Raw genomic sequence first — 16478 nt, forward strand, 5'->3', positions numbered from 1 at the left:
ATTGCCCACGCAGCAAATACTTTATATTAGTAGTTAGTATAATACTTACTCAGCAAACATTCAAACCTTTCTGAATTCAATATTCCCATCGACAAAAACGCCGAACTCCCGATAAAACGGAAGTTTGGCGTTTTTGTCGATAGACTTAATAAATAAATATCCATCCATTTATTTATATCCCGTACTTTTGTAGCCTTGCTGTTTTTCAATAAGGTTCTCCCGGATTTCCGGCCATTCGTCCGTGATGATTGAATAATAAGCTGTATCCCTGATGTTACCATCACTGGCAGGCATATGTGCCCTGCGAACTCCTTCAAAAGTGGCGCCAAGCCGTTGAATGGCCAAACGGGAACGTTCGTTTCGGGCATCGGTCTTCAATGTGACCCTTATCGTTTGCCATAAGTCAAATGCGTGGGCAAGCATCAAAAGCTTGCACTCCGTGTTGACACCTGTGCGCTGGGCAGAGGCTGAATACCAGGTGTTTCCAATCTCGGCAACGGTCGGAGTAATATCACCGGCAGCGATGGTTCCATTCGATGCGCCTCGTTTAGATGACGCCGGCAATGGAAACACTTCAAGATCAAGAAATCTTGTCGATCCGACTATTTTGCCTGTGTCATTGCGGCGAACGGCGAATGGCACTACTCTGCCTTCCGAGTTTGCCGTCAAGGCACTTTCGATATATTGCTTCGTTTCTTCCAATCCATTCGGCACGGTGGTATACATGTAGCTTGACCTATCTTCCGATGCGGCCGCGCAAATTTCATGAACGTGTTCAGCCGCCAATGGCTCAAGGCAGACAAGATGGCCGCGCAGTGTTACTGGCTTTAACATGCTAGCACCTCCTTCTCATTTTTGTTCATTACAAATTGATATCCATTCAAATCCTTTCTTTACTGGAAAGCCCATGTTCATCCAGCTGATTCTTTGGATAAAAAGAAATTCCCCTTTTGAGTCAGTAATTCCTTCATTTGGTCACTGACTTTATAATTTGACTGCCCACACTGTTATGTGAAAAAGAGAATCAGCAAAGGTTGGTTTTTTGCAGCCTTTCCCGATAAAAATGCGTCAAGGCAGATTGTACAGATACAAATCCGGCACGAAACAAGCTGTTTCCCCCATGATGATCGGCATTCGACTGTAAGCGCATCGATACTCCATTTGCCTAATGCAGCGTCTGTTCTTCCGGGATTGTAATGAAGGCATGAAGCTTTAGATTTATCTTTTTTATCCTTTCAATATACGATGTTGTCATTTCAGTAGGGGGGCGTCTGCTTTGATACCCATCCAGCAATTTTCGTTGGAACCATAAACATCCCCTTTCCCAATAATTTTCAAGTTTTCCTCCTTGATTCGCATGCTGTTTTTTTCAAATGGTGAAATCATTGTATGAAAGAACGATTTCATATAATAAGATAATGATTATCGGCATTTTTTTATGCAGTTGATGCTTTTTGGGATATCGAATGAAAGGGGATTAGCCCGATGACATTCCTGCGGTACCTTTTTTTATTTTTTGGATTCATCCTTTTTGGTTTGGGAACCGCGCTGGCAATCAAGGTCAGCTACCTTGGCTTGCATCCATGGGATGTTTTGAATGTCGCATTGCATGAAAGGCATGGTTTGACGATAGGGACCTGGGGCATCGTATGCGGTTTCTTCCTCCTTGCCATTTCTTTTGTGGCAGACCGTAGATATATCAAAATCGGCACATTCTTGAACGCTTTATTGATTGGTCCGATTATCGATTTTTTCTTATGGTTGGATATCCTTCCGGAAGCTTCTCACAGGTGGACGGACTATTTGATCCTCATGGCCGGTATCGTTATTACTGGGATTGGGGGAGGCTTATATGTTGCAGCCGGGATTGGGGCCGGCCCGAGGGATGGGTTCATGCTTTCCCTTGCCGATAAAACACGCTTGTCGGTCAGCCAAAGCCGGGTAATCGTTGTAAGCTTAGTGCTTTTGATCGGTTTCCTCTTGGGCGGCCCGGTTTTTGTCATGACCTTTATCTACACTTTTATCCAAAGCCCGGATTTTCCGCATGAAAAAGAGAGCTGTGATCAGCTCTTTTTCATGTGATTTCGCTTTGTTTTCTGTCATCCTATAATCGTCGAAGGCAGCTTGCCATATTCCTTCAACCCCTTCCCTCTTGCACTCCCATCATCCAATGTCGCCTGCCTGTCCCTTTTCGATCATCCTGAATAAATTCCCATGGAAAAAGCCAGATTATTAGCGTGCATGCCACACGAAAAAATATCAATGATATAAATGAGGGTCATACATGAACCAAGCTGGCGTCAATGAAAAATTTAAAGTTTCACCATTCTATGTATTTTTTTTAGTGCATTCGATGCAAACAGGGATAGGCGTGCTTAGTTTTCAAAGGGTGCTGGCGAAATCTGCCGGGACGGATGGCTGGATCTCGATCCTGCTGGCCGGTTTGATCGTCCATACTTTCATTTGGATCATATACAAGATTTTCAGCATGGTTCCGGGTGATATCATATCCGCCAGTATTGATGCATTTGGAAAATGGGTCGGGAACTTCTTCAGTCTATTGTTCGTGCTTTATTGCTTTTCCTCGGAATGACGATCATTAACAGCTATTTAAATGTCATACATGTCTGGATGTTTCCCGAGGTGCCGTCCTGGGCATTTGCTTTGGTTTTCATGGCATTGATTTATTACATCATTTCCGGAGGGTTCCGTACGATAACCGGCATTGCCTTTTTAACGGTCGGAGTGTCCTATTGGCTTATTTTTGTTCCTTTTTATGGCTTGAAATACTCTGAATTCACCAATATCCTTCCTATTTTCGATCATACTTTCATGGAAATATGGGATGGGACCAGGAGCACTTCACTATCAATGATTGGTTTTGAGATGATCCTGATGTATTATCCATTCATCAAAAGGGCAGAAACATCACAAAAATTCGCCCATGGAGGAGCCTTGCTCTCAACCTTATTGTCATTATTGATTTACATGGTTTCGATCGTCTTTTATTCAGAGAAACAGTTGGTCCTTACTCTATGGCCGACACTTACTATCACGAGCATCATTGAATTCCCCTTCATTCAACGGTTTGAGTATATCATCATTTCCTGGTGGACGATCATCATCATACCGAACATGGTGATTCCGTTGTGGAGTGCCAGCAGGGGTTTGAGACGGATACTTAACATCCAGCAAAAGTATCCGCTTTGGGTGATGTTTTTCCTTATCCTGCTGGTCAATATATTTGTTTTCGATATAGATTCCCTGTATTTCCTGAATAAAATCATCAACCCTTATTGTATATCATTTCTTATCAGCTACTTGCCTCTTCTTTACATTTGTTTGAAAATCAAAAAATCGAAGAAACGCTCGATTAAAGTGAAAGCCCCCTGATGGAATGGTCATGTCACCTCTGGTGATTCCATTTTTTGACTTTCTTTCATTAATGCTTGTCTCATTTCATTCTTTGATCTTGCTCAAGAGTTTGTCCGCCGGCAGTTTTTGCACAATTGAATTTCAATAACATCCGCACTCATGATCAGGGTTGGCCGGTCAAGTATTTTAGCTTCTCATGATCACAAACATGAATCCAAGGAAGGTCTATGTATTCACCATTATTGCCGGGCATGATGATCTGGCTATTCAACAAGTCATGAATACAATCATTCATTAAACGAATATCTTCATCTGATATGTTTCGGTTATAGGGTGCAGCAGTTCCACTAATATGTTCGGTTACCCCGTTAATCAATCCGCGTTGTTTCAAGGAACTGCCAATCACTTCTCTAATGGCCCCTATACTAGTCAAGGGAAATACACTCAGGTGTCTAACGATCATTTTTAAAATTTCCTCTTTAGATAAATCCATTTGGTCATGATAGTGCATGTCAACAACCTCCTTTTGTAAAAATATTCTCCACACAAAAGGTTTTTACCTCCTTTATCCAAAAGAAAAGACAGTCGCAGATTAGGAGAAATCTCCTTTTGAACAAAGCATATGACCATCCTTGATTATCACTATTTTTGACATTCAAAAAAGGAGACAATGAATGAAAACGAACGATGAGGTCATCTAGGATGTTATCAAAAAAATATATTGATCACCGTTAAAACTATCTTTTTTTCAAAAGATAAAAAGTATAAGCTGATGATCGGGTGCTTAAGGAATAGATCATCAAGAATAAAAGTGAGGGAAATTACTACGTGATAAATCGGCATCATTTCAAAGAGTGGTTATATCCAAATCTGGCCCTGCCCTGCATAAGCCTTTGGGAGCCTGACTTAAATACGGTGTGAATAGAATAATTATTGAGGTTGGAGGCGTGTTGCGATGAGTATCGATTTATAAAATGCGGACGAATATTTAAGCCCAGTTTGCCCCATGAACGGTCACATGAAAAAGCATCCAAAATTTCGTTCAGAGGGCACTGGCTTGCCGGCTGCTAGGGATCATAACAGCGAGAAACAATCCACGTTCCTCTACTGGCTTTTTACCAGCTCGATGAGATATCACTTTTTTAACATATAAATTTTACGGGGTCTTCCCCGCGGCGATTGGAGCTCTTCTCCTTTGTACTCGACTAAGCCGCTTTCATTTAAGCTGCTCATGATTCTTTGCGCATTTCGTACGGTCATGGATAGATGGGAAGCTAAGTCCGAGGAAGTGAAGCCATCCCAGTTCATCCGGTCAATCAATGCTTCTATCTTTTTATATGTTTTCACACTGATGTTGGCCTGATTTAATTTATTCAGCAGCTCTTTATCATCGGAACGGAACGTATATGTCAATTGCTCCTCTTGACCTGCGGATTCGATGATTATACCGTCTTCCTGGATGACGACAACGCCTGAACTTTCTTGCTTTTTAGAATGACGGATCGCCTTCCTTGCATTGATTTCTGCTGAGGCCGCCGTCTCGCCAAAACCGATTCCAACTGCTACAGAGACATTCAATTCAAGCGACAAATGCTGCACTGTACTATGCAAGCTGTTGATTTCCCGTTCGATAGCCTTGCGTGAACTAAATATTTGATAACGGCCGTTTCCATTTTCAATGAGTGAGCCATCCAATTTTTCACAAAACGACAGTAAGGTTTGTTTGATTTTCAGCTCTAAATGCTGCAGATGGTAACGAATATTAACCTCATCCACAAACTGATCAAATTGATCGATTTCAATAATCTCTACACCTATCTGACTATCCTTGAAATATGTACTTTTTGCTCTTTCAATCAATATCTTGACCGCTTGTCGAATTTCCATCTTGGTCATATTTATTTTATAGACCGGTACCTCTTCCTTCTTCAGTGCCTCATAGACGGATTGCAGGACGGTCAGGACGCCCTGCACTTCCCCTTTCTTCCACAAATCGAGGTGAAATGCAACGATGTCCTGGAAATTATACTTTTCATCAAAGGTTCTCACATGGATGTGTTCGGTCGAGATCCCCAGCTCCTGCAGGGACTCTTGTAGAAAAAAGTCTTCAAAACGAATCATATCGATCGATATCTTATCGAAAGAATGTTTTTGATCGCTTGACATTTGCAAAAAACATCGATATAAACTGGAGCCGACTGGAGGACAATATGTAAAATTAGCCTCTGAATCCAACATTTCCTTTGCGATCCTATAAGGAACAGGTCCAGAGAAAAACCAGCCATTTACTGCACTTTGATGTTTTTTTATTATATCCGGGACCTCCTGTGCATCCTCATAGGGAAAATCGATGAAATTTATTTCATGCTCAAACTCTTCAGTCACCTCCCGGACTTTCTTTAAAGACGAAGGCGGACCGACAACACCAATTTTATACAACTTCATTCCCCCTCAATCTGCTTTTTGATTTATTATATCAAAATAACCAATTACCCCCAACAGGAGAATATTTATGAATAGTAATTCCCTCACGTTTGTAAAGATGGAGCCGAAAAAAATTTATCATTTTTCTTATGTCGGTTTTTCTTCTTTAAATTAGTGATAGATGTACATTTTTCACCTCTTTTGACTGATTTGGGAACTTCACTTAAACAGAAAAAAGTATTTATTTCTGAAAATTTTATTGAAATAGAATATTCTTGATTATATAATACATTTAACGAAAATAGCGCTAAACATTCGTTAAATAGAAATACATGAAATGCGAATTGATGAGTGACGATTTTAAGCAATGAGAGCTTATCATCGGTTTAACGAAAAAATTCATAAAAGCAATGCTGCAAAAAAGCACAAACTAAAAACGAAAGAAGGTTTAGGAGGAGAATGTAATGGAACAAAAAGTATTAAAAGATACGAATCATCCACAAAAACAAAAAACGGGTGGTTTTTTCAATCAAGTAGAGCGAATAGGAAATAAAATTCCCCACCCGTTCATTTTATTCATTTATATGATTGCGATTTTATTTGTCGTGACTGCCCTGTTATCCATTTTCCATGTTTCTGCAACAGACCCGATCAGCGGAGAAAAGGTAGAAGTTCAAAACCTATTAAGCAGGGAAGGCATTCAATGGATCTTGCCGAACATGATTAAGAACTTTTCCGGATTTTTACCGTTAGGGTCGATTTTAGCACTTATGCTTGGAGTCGGGCTGGCAGAAAAAGTCGGTTTATTGGAAGTATTGATCCGGAAAATGTCATTGAGGGTTTCTGGAAAATATGCCAGTTATTTAGTGGTCTTCGTTGCCTTTTTTAGTCATGTTTCTTCTGATGCTGCACTTGTGATCATGCCGCCTCTTGGAGCTTTAATTTTCCTTGCAGTCGGACGCCACCCTGTTGCTGGGTTGCTTGCAGCGATTGCCGGGGTCGGCTCAGGCTTCACGGCCAATCTACTGATCGTCACGACAGATGTCCTGCTTTCTGGAATCAGCTCGGAAGTGGCTAAAGGCATGAATGCAAATTTGACTGTTAACGTTACCGATAACTGGTTCTTTATGGGGACTTCCGTTCTCCTGCTTACCGTTGTCATTGCCTTGATTACTGACAAATTTGTCGAGCCGCGCTTAGGAAAATATGAAGGCGGCGGTCAACATAAAAAACTGGAGCAATTAACGAAACAACAAAACAAAGCACTTTTTGCTACAGGCATTTCAGCATTGGTTTTCATAGCTGTCATGGCCGTTCTTGTCTTACCAGAAGGGGCACTGTTACGAAATCCTGAAACTGGAGCGATTCTTCCCTCGCCGTTCATGTCTGGAATTGTCGCAATCATCTTACTCTTCTTTTTCACAGTTTCCATTACCTATGGAATTAAAGTGGGCGCGATAAAAAAACAAAACGACATTCCTGAGCTATTGGTCGATCCTATCAAAGGAATGGCCGGATTCATCATCATGGTTTTTCCGCTTTCCCAGTTTGTCGCTTGTTTTAACTGGAGCAATATGGGAAAATTTTTGGCTTTATCGATTACGGACCTTTTAGAACAACTGAACATAGAAGGTGCGCCTGTCCTCATCGGGCTAATGTTCCTGTCTGGGCTCCTGTCCATGTTCATCGCCAGCGGCTCGGCGATTTGGTCAATTTTGGCGCCGGTATTCGTACCGATGTTCATGGTATTGGGCTATCATCCTGCATTCGCCCAAATGCTATTCAGAGTGGCGGATTCATCGGTACTCCCATTGGCACCTGTATCGCCATTTGTCCCACTATTCTTAAGTTTCTTACAAGAGTATAAAAAAGATGCCAAGCTTGGCACTTATTATTCTCTCATCTTACCTTATCCGATTATCATCTTTATCATTTGGACCTTATTGGTAGTCGTTTGGTATTTCCTCGGCCTGCCCATCGGTCCTGGAGTATACCCTAAGCTACCCTAATTAGAAAACATTACATTTGCTTTGAATGGCTCCCCTCCTTCCAGAGGGGCTGTGCCGTTCATCGGACTTCGCCAAAAATAAATGAGGAGTGAAAATAATTGGATATCATCGAGTTAAGACGTGACCTGCATCAGCATCCTGAGGTTGGCTTTACAGAATTCCGTACTGCTTCAAAGGTGGTAGAGATACTGACTGCCCTGAGGTATGACGTGATATTTGGAAAATATGCTTTGGATGGTGATTCCCGCCGTGGCGTGCCATCAAATGAAGTATTACAAGAAGCATACAATCGGGCCTTGCAAGATGGTGCAAATCAAGAGATCCTCCAAGAAATGGAGGGTGGCTACACTGCCGTAATCGGTCTAATAAAAGGAAAAAAGACTGGCCCCACTGTCGCTTTCCGGTTTGATATGGATGCATTGCCCGTTACCGAAAGTAAGGATCCCGACCACTTCCCGCAAGCCAACGGTTTCCGATCCAAATACGAAGGAAATATGCATGCGTGTGCACACGATGGCCATACCGTCATCGGCTTAGGTCTTGCTGAAAAACTAGCGGACCGAAACTTTGCTGGGACAGTTAAACTTATTTTCCAGCCAGCTGAAGAAGGAGTGCGCGGAGCCTATTCAGTTGTACAAAAAGGGATGTTGGACGATGTCGATCATTTATTTTGCCTTCACCTTGGCACGGATGTCCCGCTAGGGGAATTTCATGGCGGGTCTTCCGGCTTCTTGGCCAGCACGAAAATGGCCGCCCATTTTCATGGAGTTTCATCCCATGCGGGCGCTTCACCTGAAAAAGGGAAAAATGCCTTATTGGGGGCAGCCACCGCATTATTGAACATTCATGCCATCCCTAGGTTCAGTTCCGGCTCCACACGCATAAATGTAGGTGTGCTAACTGGCGGGACTGCGGCAAACATCATCCCGGCACATGCAAAGATGATCATCGAGACTCGATCCGTAACCGAAGAAACAAATGAAGAAATCGAAAAACGCGTTCGAAACATCGTCGCTCATAGCGCAGGCATGCATGAGCTTGATCATGAGATTGAAATCATCGGGCAAGCCATAACGATTCGATGTGACCAAGAACTTGTCGAACTAGCCATGGAGGAAGCCCGACATGTAGACGGTTTTTCCACAATAAAAGCATGCAGGGAATCTGGTTCGGCCGGCAGCGAGGACGCAAGCTTCATGATCCGAAGAGTGCAGGATAATGGCGGTAAAGGCACCTATATGATTGTCGGTACCGATATACCGGCTCCCCATCACCATCCTAAATTTGATATCCAGGAAGAGGTTTTACCACGGAGCGTGGAACTTTTGGATCTTATAGCAAGACGGCTTTTAAAATAATTAGCTCAGAAAGGAATGGTTGCATTATGGAACATGTAAAGAGGATATCCGAAATCATTGAACAGAAAAAGGAAACATTCATCGAGATCAGTGACAGTATATGGAATTTTGCAGAAACGCGCTTTGAAGAATATCAATCTGCTGAATTACTATGCACCACGTTAGAAAACGAAGGGTTTACCGTTGAAAGAGAAGTTGGGAACATAGAAACAGCCTTCATTGGCAGCTTCGGTACTGGTAAACCTGTTGTGGCAATCATGGGTGAATTCGATGCGCTGTCAGGCATGAGCCAGAAAAAGGCGACAGCTAGGCAAGAGCCTATCGCACAAGGTGAAAATGGCCATGGATGTGGCCACAATTTACTTGGTACCGGATCTTTAGCTGCTGCTGTGGCGGTAAAACAGTATATGGAAGAGAATTCCCTATCAGGTACGGTTCGTTATTATGGCTGTCCTGGAGAAGAAGGCGGATCGGGAAAAACCTTCATGGTCAGGGAAGGTTTATTCGATGATGCCGATTTTGCCTTTTGCTGGCATCCTTTGGATGTTAACGGCATTATGGCCATGGACTCGCTTTCTAATTTCCAAGTGTATTTCAAGTTTAAAGGCAAAAGCTCCCACGCAGCAGCTTCCCCCCATTTGGGACGAAGCGCATTAGATGCCGTAGAGCTTATGAATGTTGGCGTGAACTATTTAAGAGAGCATATCATCCAAGAAGCCAGAGTTCATTATGCGATAACGAATTCAGGCGGGGCTTCACCGAATGTTGTCCAGCAAGATGCAGAAGTTCTTTATTTAGTTCGAGCTCCGGAGGTTTCGCAAGTTCAGGATATCTACTTAAGAGTTTGTAATATTGCCAGAGGAGCTGCCCTCATGACAGGGACTGAAGTAGAAATCGTATTTGATAAAGCCTGCTCGAATGTCATTCAAAACAATGTGCTGGAATCCGTCATGTATAAGAATTTCGAAGAATTAGGAATACCGCAGCATGATGACAATGAAAAAAATCTTGCCAGCGAAGTTCGTGCCACTTTAAGCGAGCAGGAAAGGAACAGTACCGTCATTCCAGATAAAAATGGTCAGAATGAAGCGATGGCCAATTGGTTGGAGCCTATCGAAAGCCTCCAATCGCCATTAACAGGTTCCTCCGATGTAGGGGATGTCAGCTGGATCGTGCCTACCGCACAATGCACAACGGCATGTTTTGTTCTGGGATCCCCATTGCATAGCTGGCAGTGGGTCACACTTGGTTCAACCTCCATCGCCCATAAAGGCATGCTTCATGCCGGCAAGGTCATCGCAGCAACTGCTGTGGAAGTACTCCAAAATCCAGCATTGATCGACCAAGCAAAATCCGAGCTAGACGAACGCCTGCAAGGAAAAGTCTATGTCTCCCCCATTCCACAAGATGTTAGTCCATCCGTTAAAAAATGATGAACGGAATGAACGGAATGATGTAAACCCATTTCGCAGAAACCGCATAGTATGTCAAAAGACGATTCCTGAAAGTCAGGAGTCGTCTTTTTTCATGATCATCTATAGAATGTTACTTCTTCAGCCATTTTCCTCTGCACCTTCTCCTATGCTGAAAATCAGGAATTTTCTCGGTCTTTACACTTTCATCTCCCCACCTCTCACCAAATCTGGTATAATTGACCTGTAAAAAAATAAAGGAAGTGTAGAAATGACTAATTTACAAAAAATAAAAGACGTTCTAATTCAGCTCAAAGCGGAAGCTCAAACAATTCATCCTGATGCTTCATGGGGAAACACGATTAAAAAACACGATTTGGTTTTAATAGGCGAGAATTCGAACAAAATCGACAGCATAGAATTTTGTCATAGTTTAATAGACATTCATGATATTGACATTACTTATCCAGATTTACTAAATATCATTCCCCTTGTATGCGATTCCCTCGATATGAAAAATGAACCCGCATTTTTTGGTGAAGATCCAAGCAAATTGGCTGGCTACTATATTGAGCTGTTTTAAACCTCCGCTCAATTGGGCCGACTGAGACGGCACTTGTTTTAAATAATGTTAGGGCCATATGCTTCTCACTCGATTCTCTCCAGCCACTTCAATTGCCCTTCTTTCGTATGTTTCAGCTTGGACCAAAACAAAGGCTTATGAAGCGAAAAAGCCCATAAGCCTCTATTTTTGCACAGGAAGTTCAACGATAAAATTTATCCAATTCTCATTATATTCCGCGTGAATCTCTCCTTCATGGAGTTGGACGATCCTTTTTGAAATAGCAAGTCCAAGACCTGTCCCTCTATCCCCCGGCCTTTCCTCATCATCAATGAATAAGCGATCGAACAACTTATTTGCATCATCTGCAGGTCGGACGGCAATCTTGTTCGATACCTTCAATGCCGCTTTTGTTCCATCAGATTTCAAAGTAATGTGGAATGGAGATGGCTTCATGCTGTATTTAATGGCATTCATAATGAGATTTTCATAAACACGAACCATTTTTTCAACATCTATCAAGACAGGGATCTCTTCTTCGGTTATTGATTCCTTAATAATCAAACGTTCACTTTCTAACATTGGTATGTACTCCCCAAACATTTGCCTTATTAAACGAGCCAAATCAACCGTCCTAAGGTTCAGCCGAACATCAGGACTTGATAAACGGGTATATTCGAAAAGTTCATTGATCAGATTTTTGAGCCTTTGTGATTTTCCATATATGGTATCTACATATTCCTGTAATTGCTCACCATTACCATATTGACCTTTTCTTAATAAATCCAGATATCCGATGATGGAGGTTAATGGTGTACGCAAATCATGAGACACATTTGTTATAAGATCATTCTTCGAACTTTCTAAACGCCTTTCATTTTCAAATTTGCTTTTCAATTCTTCCGACATGGAATTGATGTTCATGACCAGCTGAGCTATTTCATCCCTGCCTTGTACCTCAATCGTTAACCCAAGCTTTCCATTGGCGATTTGTTCGATATTTTCCGTAATATGCTTTAAATAGATCAATTTTTTTCGTACCAGGATTAATGAACACACGAGGAACGTTAGGATCCCCAAAGAGATCAGCATCAAATTATATTTTTTCAGATTGATCTCGGTTGGCTCCTTCAGGTACATCGGTAAGGTAAAATAACTAATGAGCATCATCATCCCAATTGCAAACAGGAAGCTAATCGCTATTACGACATAGAGCTTTATGATCAACTTATCATTAAATTTGATAGCATTCATATTTTATAGCCCACCCCCCAAACCGTTTTAATATAAATGGGATGTTTGGGATCTTCTTCAATCTTGTCCCTGATTTTGGTGATATGGACCATTACCGTATTGTCAGATTTAAAAAAGCCCTCCTTCCAGACTGCTTCATATATCTTACTGACACTTAATACAATCCCCTTGTTGCGAGCTAACAATTCCAGTATATCGAATTCCTTTGGAGTTAACCTTACCTCCTTTTTCCCGATCATGATTTGCCTGGTATCGGAATTAATGGCTAAATCACCGATTTCAATGAGATGTTTACCATGATGACCTTGGATATCATGGTTGTATTTTTTATATCTTCTTAACTGTGACTTCACTCTAGCCATTAACTCCAAGGCGTTAAAGGGTTTTGTCAAATAATCATCTGCCCCCATTGCAAGCCCTTGGATTTTATCCATATCTTCTGATTTTGCAGAAAGCATGATTATTGGCATACTCCGCTCTTGCCTGATTTTCAAACATACTTCCATCCCATCCATTTTCGGCATCATTATATCTAAAATAACGAGGTCAAAATTGATGGTCTCCAATAATTCCAAGGCTTCAAACGCATCCTCTGCCCGCTTGGTGCGGAACCCTTCATTTTCCAAATACACAGAAATGAGATTTCGGATTTCTTTATCATCATCAACAATTAGAATTGTGGACTCCATTATGTCCCTCCATATGCCGGTTTGGAATCGTACAGCTAAAAACATACGCTGGCGGCAAATTACGATACTCCCTTTTTATATCTATTTCATTAAAGAACCTTTTTATGAAAGCCTTCTTACATTTAGTGTATTGGAAGGTAATGAATTGTCCATCATTTTTTAAGACCTTGATGGTATTCACTAGGATTCCACTTGAAATCTTTTGCGGCAAACTTGCAAATGGCAACCCTGAAACTACATAATCCACATAAGGGATTCCGAATTCCTTTATATGCTGTTCAATATTCAAAGCAGATCCATGAACGATGAATACATTTTCTTCTTGTTTGAACTTTTCTTGTAATAATAGAGCAAACGCCTTATTATTTTCCACCAATAAAACAACGGTCTTGCGTTTTCTTTTTTTCAACAACTTTTCTGTGAATGCACCTGTTCCCGCTCCATATTCAACGATGTATTTCGCTTTGTTGAAATCAATACCTTCAATCATTTTGTCTCCAAGGAATCCAGAACTGGGCAGGACTGCACCTATCGTTTTTGGATTCATCATAAATTGAAATAAAAAAGTGGACTGTTTGATATCCCTTCACCCCAGTGGTTTGACTTTATCCATTACTTTACTAGCCAAACCTGAAGAAAAGGGGGTATAATTCCTTAAGAATTCTTAAGTTTTGCATAAGATCTTAAAAACAGTTTGTCCTAAGACGAGAAGTCCATTCCAGCCTATATCTGGACAGGGAGAAGCGAGATTTAAGCGTCTAAGATCAAAAAAAAGACACAAACCTTTGGGTTCATGTCGTTCATTTTGCTCCTGAAGATCGATAAATCTCTTCGATTGTCTGTCCCTTTGCCCGTGCGAGGATTTCAATTCTTACCATCAGCTGCTTTTCAGAGTATTTCCTGATTTCGGATTTGTACTGGTTTAATTTTTCTCCCTCCCCGATTACTCCTTCGCCATTTAAGGAAACGGAAAGCGGTGCCAATTCTTCGAGCTTTTTAACGACCCGATCGAATAAATGTGGATGCTCACAAATCAAGCGCTGAAGCAGGAAGGTCCCGTACGCAATATGCCTTGATTCATCTTTTTTCAAATGGTCGATGCCCTCTAATAACCCAGGCATTTTACCTATGGTTTTCAGTCCATCGTAAAATGATTTATAACCAGTTTCAGCCAGCACTCCTTCCACAAACATATTGTACACGGTAGCTGCATCAGCTATTGCCTCAGGGGTTTGTTCATGCCATAGACGCTCCATCGTTTCGGGGAGAATATCATAAAATATCTTCCGATAGCTATTGGAATGCAAGTGGGAAAGGTCACCTTTTTCATCAATCGCATTCAATACAAGCCGAAAGAATTCAGTATGCTTGGCTTCGTCGTATAAAAATGTCGTAAGGAACATTTCTTCCTCCAGCCTGCCTTCTCCAGCAATTACCCTAAGCAGTGGAAGCAAGTCAAGCGTTACCGCCTCTTCCCCTCCCTGAAATTGAGCGAGAAGTCTAATTATCCAATCTTTTTCTTTAGCGGATAAGGTTTTCCAGTCTTCTTGATCCTGTGAAAAATCAATATGCTGAGGATTCCAAATTCCAAACTTCTTTGCTTTTTGATACAACTGGTATGGAAATGAATCTTCCATCAAACCTTCCGAGCTCGTCGTCAAAAGTTTCTTCCTCACGTATATTCCTCCTTATATATATGTATCAGTTTATGCAAAGGAGAAAATATCCGCTTGGACAAATTATTTTCCAGAAAAAAAATAACAAAAGTAAACAGGCTTCAAACTGGATGGCTGGAGGGGTAATGAGTTTCGCGCAATGGATGATATCTGAACATTCCGGCTACCCCTACATTTGTGCTTGTATCATCCTGCACGATCAGAGATAATCCTTGCCGTTTTCTCCCCTCCACTCTATTCCACATATGTTACTAACCTCTTATATTTTTGGAATCTTTTACATAAATATTATTCATAATACCCATTTTCCGGTTTAATCTAGCAGAAAATAAGGTAAGTAATCTGTACAAACTCCCGAAATGAGGAAAAAGCAATGCATAACAAGGATGAAATCATCACTCACATTTTAAATAGAGATAAAATCTATTTTTCTAATCTCTATTCCATATTTGAGCATGCCTTATTCAATGTTGCTTTTAGGCTAACTCGATGTGAAGTAAAATCCGAAACGTTATTATCGTGTACATTCAAGCAATTATGGGATACTCCGAGCCATTTTCAACGTTCCGATGATAAATCCATTTTCATTTTTTTAACGAAACGGCTATTGCAGCAATACCAGGAACGTGATGGATTCAAGTAACACAGTGCTTATTATCGGTACTGTCATTCGGGACAGTGGCGTTTTTTCCTTTAACCTGCTTCAATGTTGCGACTATCAGAAAGCTGACAATCACCAATAAAAGCCACGAACTCACCTTTCCTAAATGAACGAGACTCCACGCATCGGTTTGGTTCGGATATTCCCATGCACTAAAAAACGTTGCAATATTTTCGGCTACCCAGATGAAAAATCCGATGAGCACGAAAGAAAGTGCGAGCGGCATACGATAACGAGTCCCATTGATTTCATATTTGACCCAAGAGCGCCAAAAGACGACAAGGACAAGTCCGGATAGCCACCAACGTATATCCACCCAAAAATGGTGTACAAAAAAATTGAGATAAATGGCGGCTGCAAGAGGTACAACCACAATAAGGGGTGGCCACTTTACCAATTCGACATTTAGCCTTCTCCACGCCTGGCAAAGATAACTCGCTACACTTGCGTACATGAAACCGCTATATAAAGGAACACCGAAAATCTTGAAATACCCTTCTTCCGGATAAGACCAGGAGCCCATATGTACCTTGAAAAGCTCCAGCGCCAGGCCAATAAGGTGAAACAGCGTGATGACCTTCAATTCGTCACGTGTTTCGAGGCCGGAACGCACCATTAGCCACTGCATCAAAAGGCAGATGATGAGCAGCCAATCATACCGCGGCAATAAGGGAAGCGGCAGGAATTTCGTCAGAGCCAAGGAGGCAAAGATGACAGCAGGAAACAAGCATGATAAGCTCTGTTCCCAACCAAAACGAATGAGCTGCTTAGATCCCGACACGATTTGCGACTCCGCTTCTTTTATGGTTACATGCATGTACTCTTCCCTCTTTTCTTTACTGCATTCCTTCTTCTTTCCGGTATTCCAGAATATCTCCCGGCTGACATTCCAAAGCCTTACAAATTGCCTCTAACGTTGATAATCGAATCGCTTTTGCCTTTCCATTTTTCAAGATCGAAAGGTTAGCCATCGTTATCCCGACCCTTTCCGAAAGTTCCGTTACGCTCATTTTCCTTTTAGCCAGCATCACATCAATATTAATTATAATTGCCATGTT

General features: G+C 41.5%; 15 protein-coding genes and 1 pseudogene. 7 read left to right on the forward strand and 9 right to left on the reverse strand.

The window, feature by feature from the left end; all coding sequences use genetic code 11:
* Positions 1–168: 168 nt before the first annotated feature.
* Positions 169–834 carry a GNAT family N-acetyltransferase gene (locus tag QNI08_RS09060; protein ID WP_285767089.1) on the reverse strand — a complete coding sequence of 222 codons (666 nt, stop codon included), beginning with the start codon at positions 832–834 and terminating at the stop codon, positions 169–171.
* 651 nt (positions 835–1485) lie between these two features.
* Between QNI08_RS09060 and QNI08_RS09065 the strand changes: the two genes are divergently transcribed.
* Together QNI08_RS09065 and QNI08_RS09075 are read left to right on the forward strand one after the other, a co-directional pair.
* Positions 1486–2082: a YczE/YyaS/YitT family protein gene (locus QNI08_RS09065; RefSeq protein ID WP_285767090.1), complete on the forward strand. Its 597-nt coding sequence runs from the start codon at positions 1486–1488 to the stop codon at positions 2080–2082.
* A 271-nt stretch (positions 2083–2353) separates the two neighbouring features.
* Positions 2354–3393: pseudogene (locus QNI08_RS09075) on the forward strand (GerAB/ArcD/ProY family transporter).
* A gap of 145 nt (positions 3394–3538) precedes the next feature.
* On the opposite strand, the gene QNI08_RS09080 reads toward QNI08_RS09075, so the two are convergent.
* Together QNI08_RS09080 and QNI08_RS09085 are read right to left on the reverse strand one after the other, a co-directional pair.
* Entirely contained in the window at positions 3539–3886 is a 348-nt protein-coding gene (locus tag QNI08_RS09080) for a hypothetical protein (protein ID WP_285767093.1), read from the reverse strand.
* Positions 3887–4509: 623 nt separating this feature from the next.
* On the reverse strand, positions 4510–5820 hold the full coding sequence (locus tag QNI08_RS09085) for a helix-turn-helix domain-containing protein (protein ID WP_352231205.1): 1311 nt from the start codon (positions 5818–5820) through the stop codon (positions 4510–4512).
* A gap of 443 nt (positions 5821–6263) precedes the next feature.
* Between QNI08_RS09085 and QNI08_RS09090 the strand changes: the two genes are divergently transcribed.
* From QNI08_RS09090 to QNI08_RS09105, 4 genes are all read left to right on the forward strand, one after another.
* Positions 6264–7808, forward strand: coding sequence for an AbgT family transporter (locus QNI08_RS09090; protein WP_285767095.1), 1545 nt, complete (start codon positions 6264–6266; stop codon positions 7806–7808).
* Between the two features lie 98 nt (positions 7809–7906).
* Positions 7907–9166 (forward strand): amidohydrolase, encoded by a 1260-nt coding sequence (locus tag QNI08_RS09095; protein WP_285767096.1) that lies wholly within the window; start codon positions 7907–7909, stop codon positions 9164–9166.
* 26 nt (positions 9167–9192) lie between these two features.
* Positions 9193–10599: a M20 family metallopeptidase gene (locus QNI08_RS09100; protein WP_285767097.1), complete on the forward strand. Its 1407-nt coding sequence runs from the start codon at positions 9193–9195 to the stop codon at positions 10597–10599.
* 250 nt (positions 10600–10849) lie between these two features.
* Entirely contained in the window at positions 10850–11161 is a 312-nt protein-coding gene (locus QNI08_RS09105) for a hypothetical protein (RefSeq protein ID WP_285767098.1), read from the forward strand.
* 162 nt (positions 11162–11323) lie between these two features.
* Here QNI08_RS09105 and QNI08_RS09110 read toward each other — a convergent pair whose 3' ends face one another.
* From QNI08_RS09110 to QNI08_RS09125, 4 genes are all read right to left on the reverse strand, one after another.
* A complete protein-coding gene (locus tag QNI08_RS09110; RefSeq protein WP_285767099.1) occupies positions 11324–12394 on the reverse strand; it encodes a HAMP domain-containing sensor histidine kinase in 1071 nt (356 codons plus the stop codon).
* On the reverse strand, positions 12391–13083 hold the full coding sequence (locus QNI08_RS09115) for a response regulator transcription factor (protein ID WP_285767100.1): 693 nt from the start codon (positions 13081–13083) through the stop codon (positions 12391–12393). The genes QNI08_RS09110 and QNI08_RS09115 overlap by 4 nt, the downstream gene beginning before the upstream one ends.
* Positions 13058–13663 carry a class I SAM-dependent methyltransferase gene (locus QNI08_RS09120; protein ID WP_285767143.1) on the reverse strand — a complete coding sequence of 202 codons (606 nt, stop codon included), beginning with the start codon at positions 13661–13663 and terminating at the stop codon, positions 13058–13060. The genes QNI08_RS09115 and QNI08_RS09120 overlap by 26 nt, the downstream gene beginning before the upstream one ends.
* A 220-nt stretch (positions 13664–13883) precedes the next feature.
* Positions 13884–14759, reverse strand: a complete 876-nt coding sequence (locus QNI08_RS09125; RefSeq protein WP_285767101.1) for a R2-like ligand-binding oxidase — start codon at positions 14757–14759, stop codon at positions 13884–13886.
* A gap of 373 nt (positions 14760–15132) precedes the next feature.
* On the opposite strand from QNI08_RS09125, the gene QNI08_RS09130 reads away from it, so the two are divergent.
* Complete coding sequence (locus tag QNI08_RS09130; protein WP_285767102.1) at positions 15133–15402, forward strand: hypothetical protein; 270 nt, start codon at positions 15133–15135, stop codon at positions 15400–15402.
* Here QNI08_RS09130 and QNI08_RS09135 read toward each other — a convergent pair.
* Both QNI08_RS09135 and QNI08_RS09140 read right to left on the reverse strand, forming a co-directional pair.
* A complete protein-coding gene (locus QNI08_RS09135; RefSeq protein WP_483313758.1) occupies positions 15395–16237 on the reverse strand; it encodes a DUF817 domain-containing protein in 843 nt (280 codons plus the stop codon). The two genes, QNI08_RS09130 and QNI08_RS09135, sit on opposite strands and share 8 nt — an antisense overlap.
* A 19-nt stretch (positions 16238–16256) precedes the next feature.
* On the reverse strand, positions 16257–16475 hold the full coding sequence (locus tag QNI08_RS09140; RefSeq protein ID WP_285767103.1) for a helix-turn-helix domain-containing protein: 219 nt from the start codon (positions 16473–16475) through the stop codon (positions 16257–16259).
* Between the last annotated feature and the right edge of the window lie 3 nt (positions 16476–16478).

It is taken from the genome of Peribacillus folii (genome assembly GCF_030271255.1).
Lineage (GTDB): Bacteria > Bacillota > Bacilli > Bacillales > DSM-1321 > Peribacillus.

Bases quoted from the DNA above. Each gene is read 5' to 3' on its own strand.
- QNI08_RS09060 (WP_285767089.1), bottom strand. From the start codon at position 834: ATGTTAAAGCCAGTAACACTGCGCGGCCATCTTGTCTGCCTTGAGCCA.
- QNI08_RS09065 (WP_285767090.1), top strand. From the start codon at position 1,486: ATGACATTCCTGCGGTACCTTTTTTTATTTTTTGGATTCATCCTTTTT.
- QNI08_RS09080 (WP_285767093.1), bottom strand. From the start codon at position 3,886: ATGCACTATCATGACCAAATGGATTTATCTAAAGAGGAAATTTTAAAA.
- QNI08_RS09085 (WP_352231205.1), bottom strand. From the start codon at position 5,820: ATGAAGTTGTATAAAATTGGTGTTGTCGGTCCGCCTTCGTCTTTAAAG.
- QNI08_RS09090 (WP_285767095.1), top strand. From the start codon at position 6,264: ATGGAACAAAAAGTATTAAAAGATACGAATCATCCACAAAAACAAAAA.
- QNI08_RS09100 (WP_285767097.1), top strand. From the start codon at position 9,193: ATGGAACATGTAAAGAGGATATCCGAAATCATTGAACAGAAAAAGGAA.
- QNI08_RS09105 (WP_285767098.1), top strand. From the start codon at position 10,850: ATGACTAATTTACAAAAAATAAAAGACGTTCTAATTCAGCTCAAAGCG.
- QNI08_RS09110 (WP_285767099.1), bottom strand. From the start codon at position 12,394: ATGAATGCTATCAAATTTAATGATAAGTTGATCATAAAGCTCTATGTC.
- QNI08_RS09115 (WP_285767100.1), bottom strand. From the start codon at position 13,083: ATGGAGTCCACAATTCTAATTGTTGATGATGATAAAGAAATCCGAAAT.
- QNI08_RS09130 (WP_285767102.1), top strand. From the start codon at position 15,133: ATGCATAACAAGGATGAAATCATCACTCACATTTTAAATAGAGATAAA.
- QNI08_RS09135 (WP_483313758.1), bottom strand. From the start codon at position 16,237: ATGCATGTAACCATAAAAGAAGCGGAGTCGCAAATCGTGTCGGGATCT.
- QNI08_RS09140 (WP_285767103.1), bottom strand. From the start codon at position 16,475: ATGGCAATTATAATTAATATTGATGTGATGCTGGCTAAAAGGAAAATG.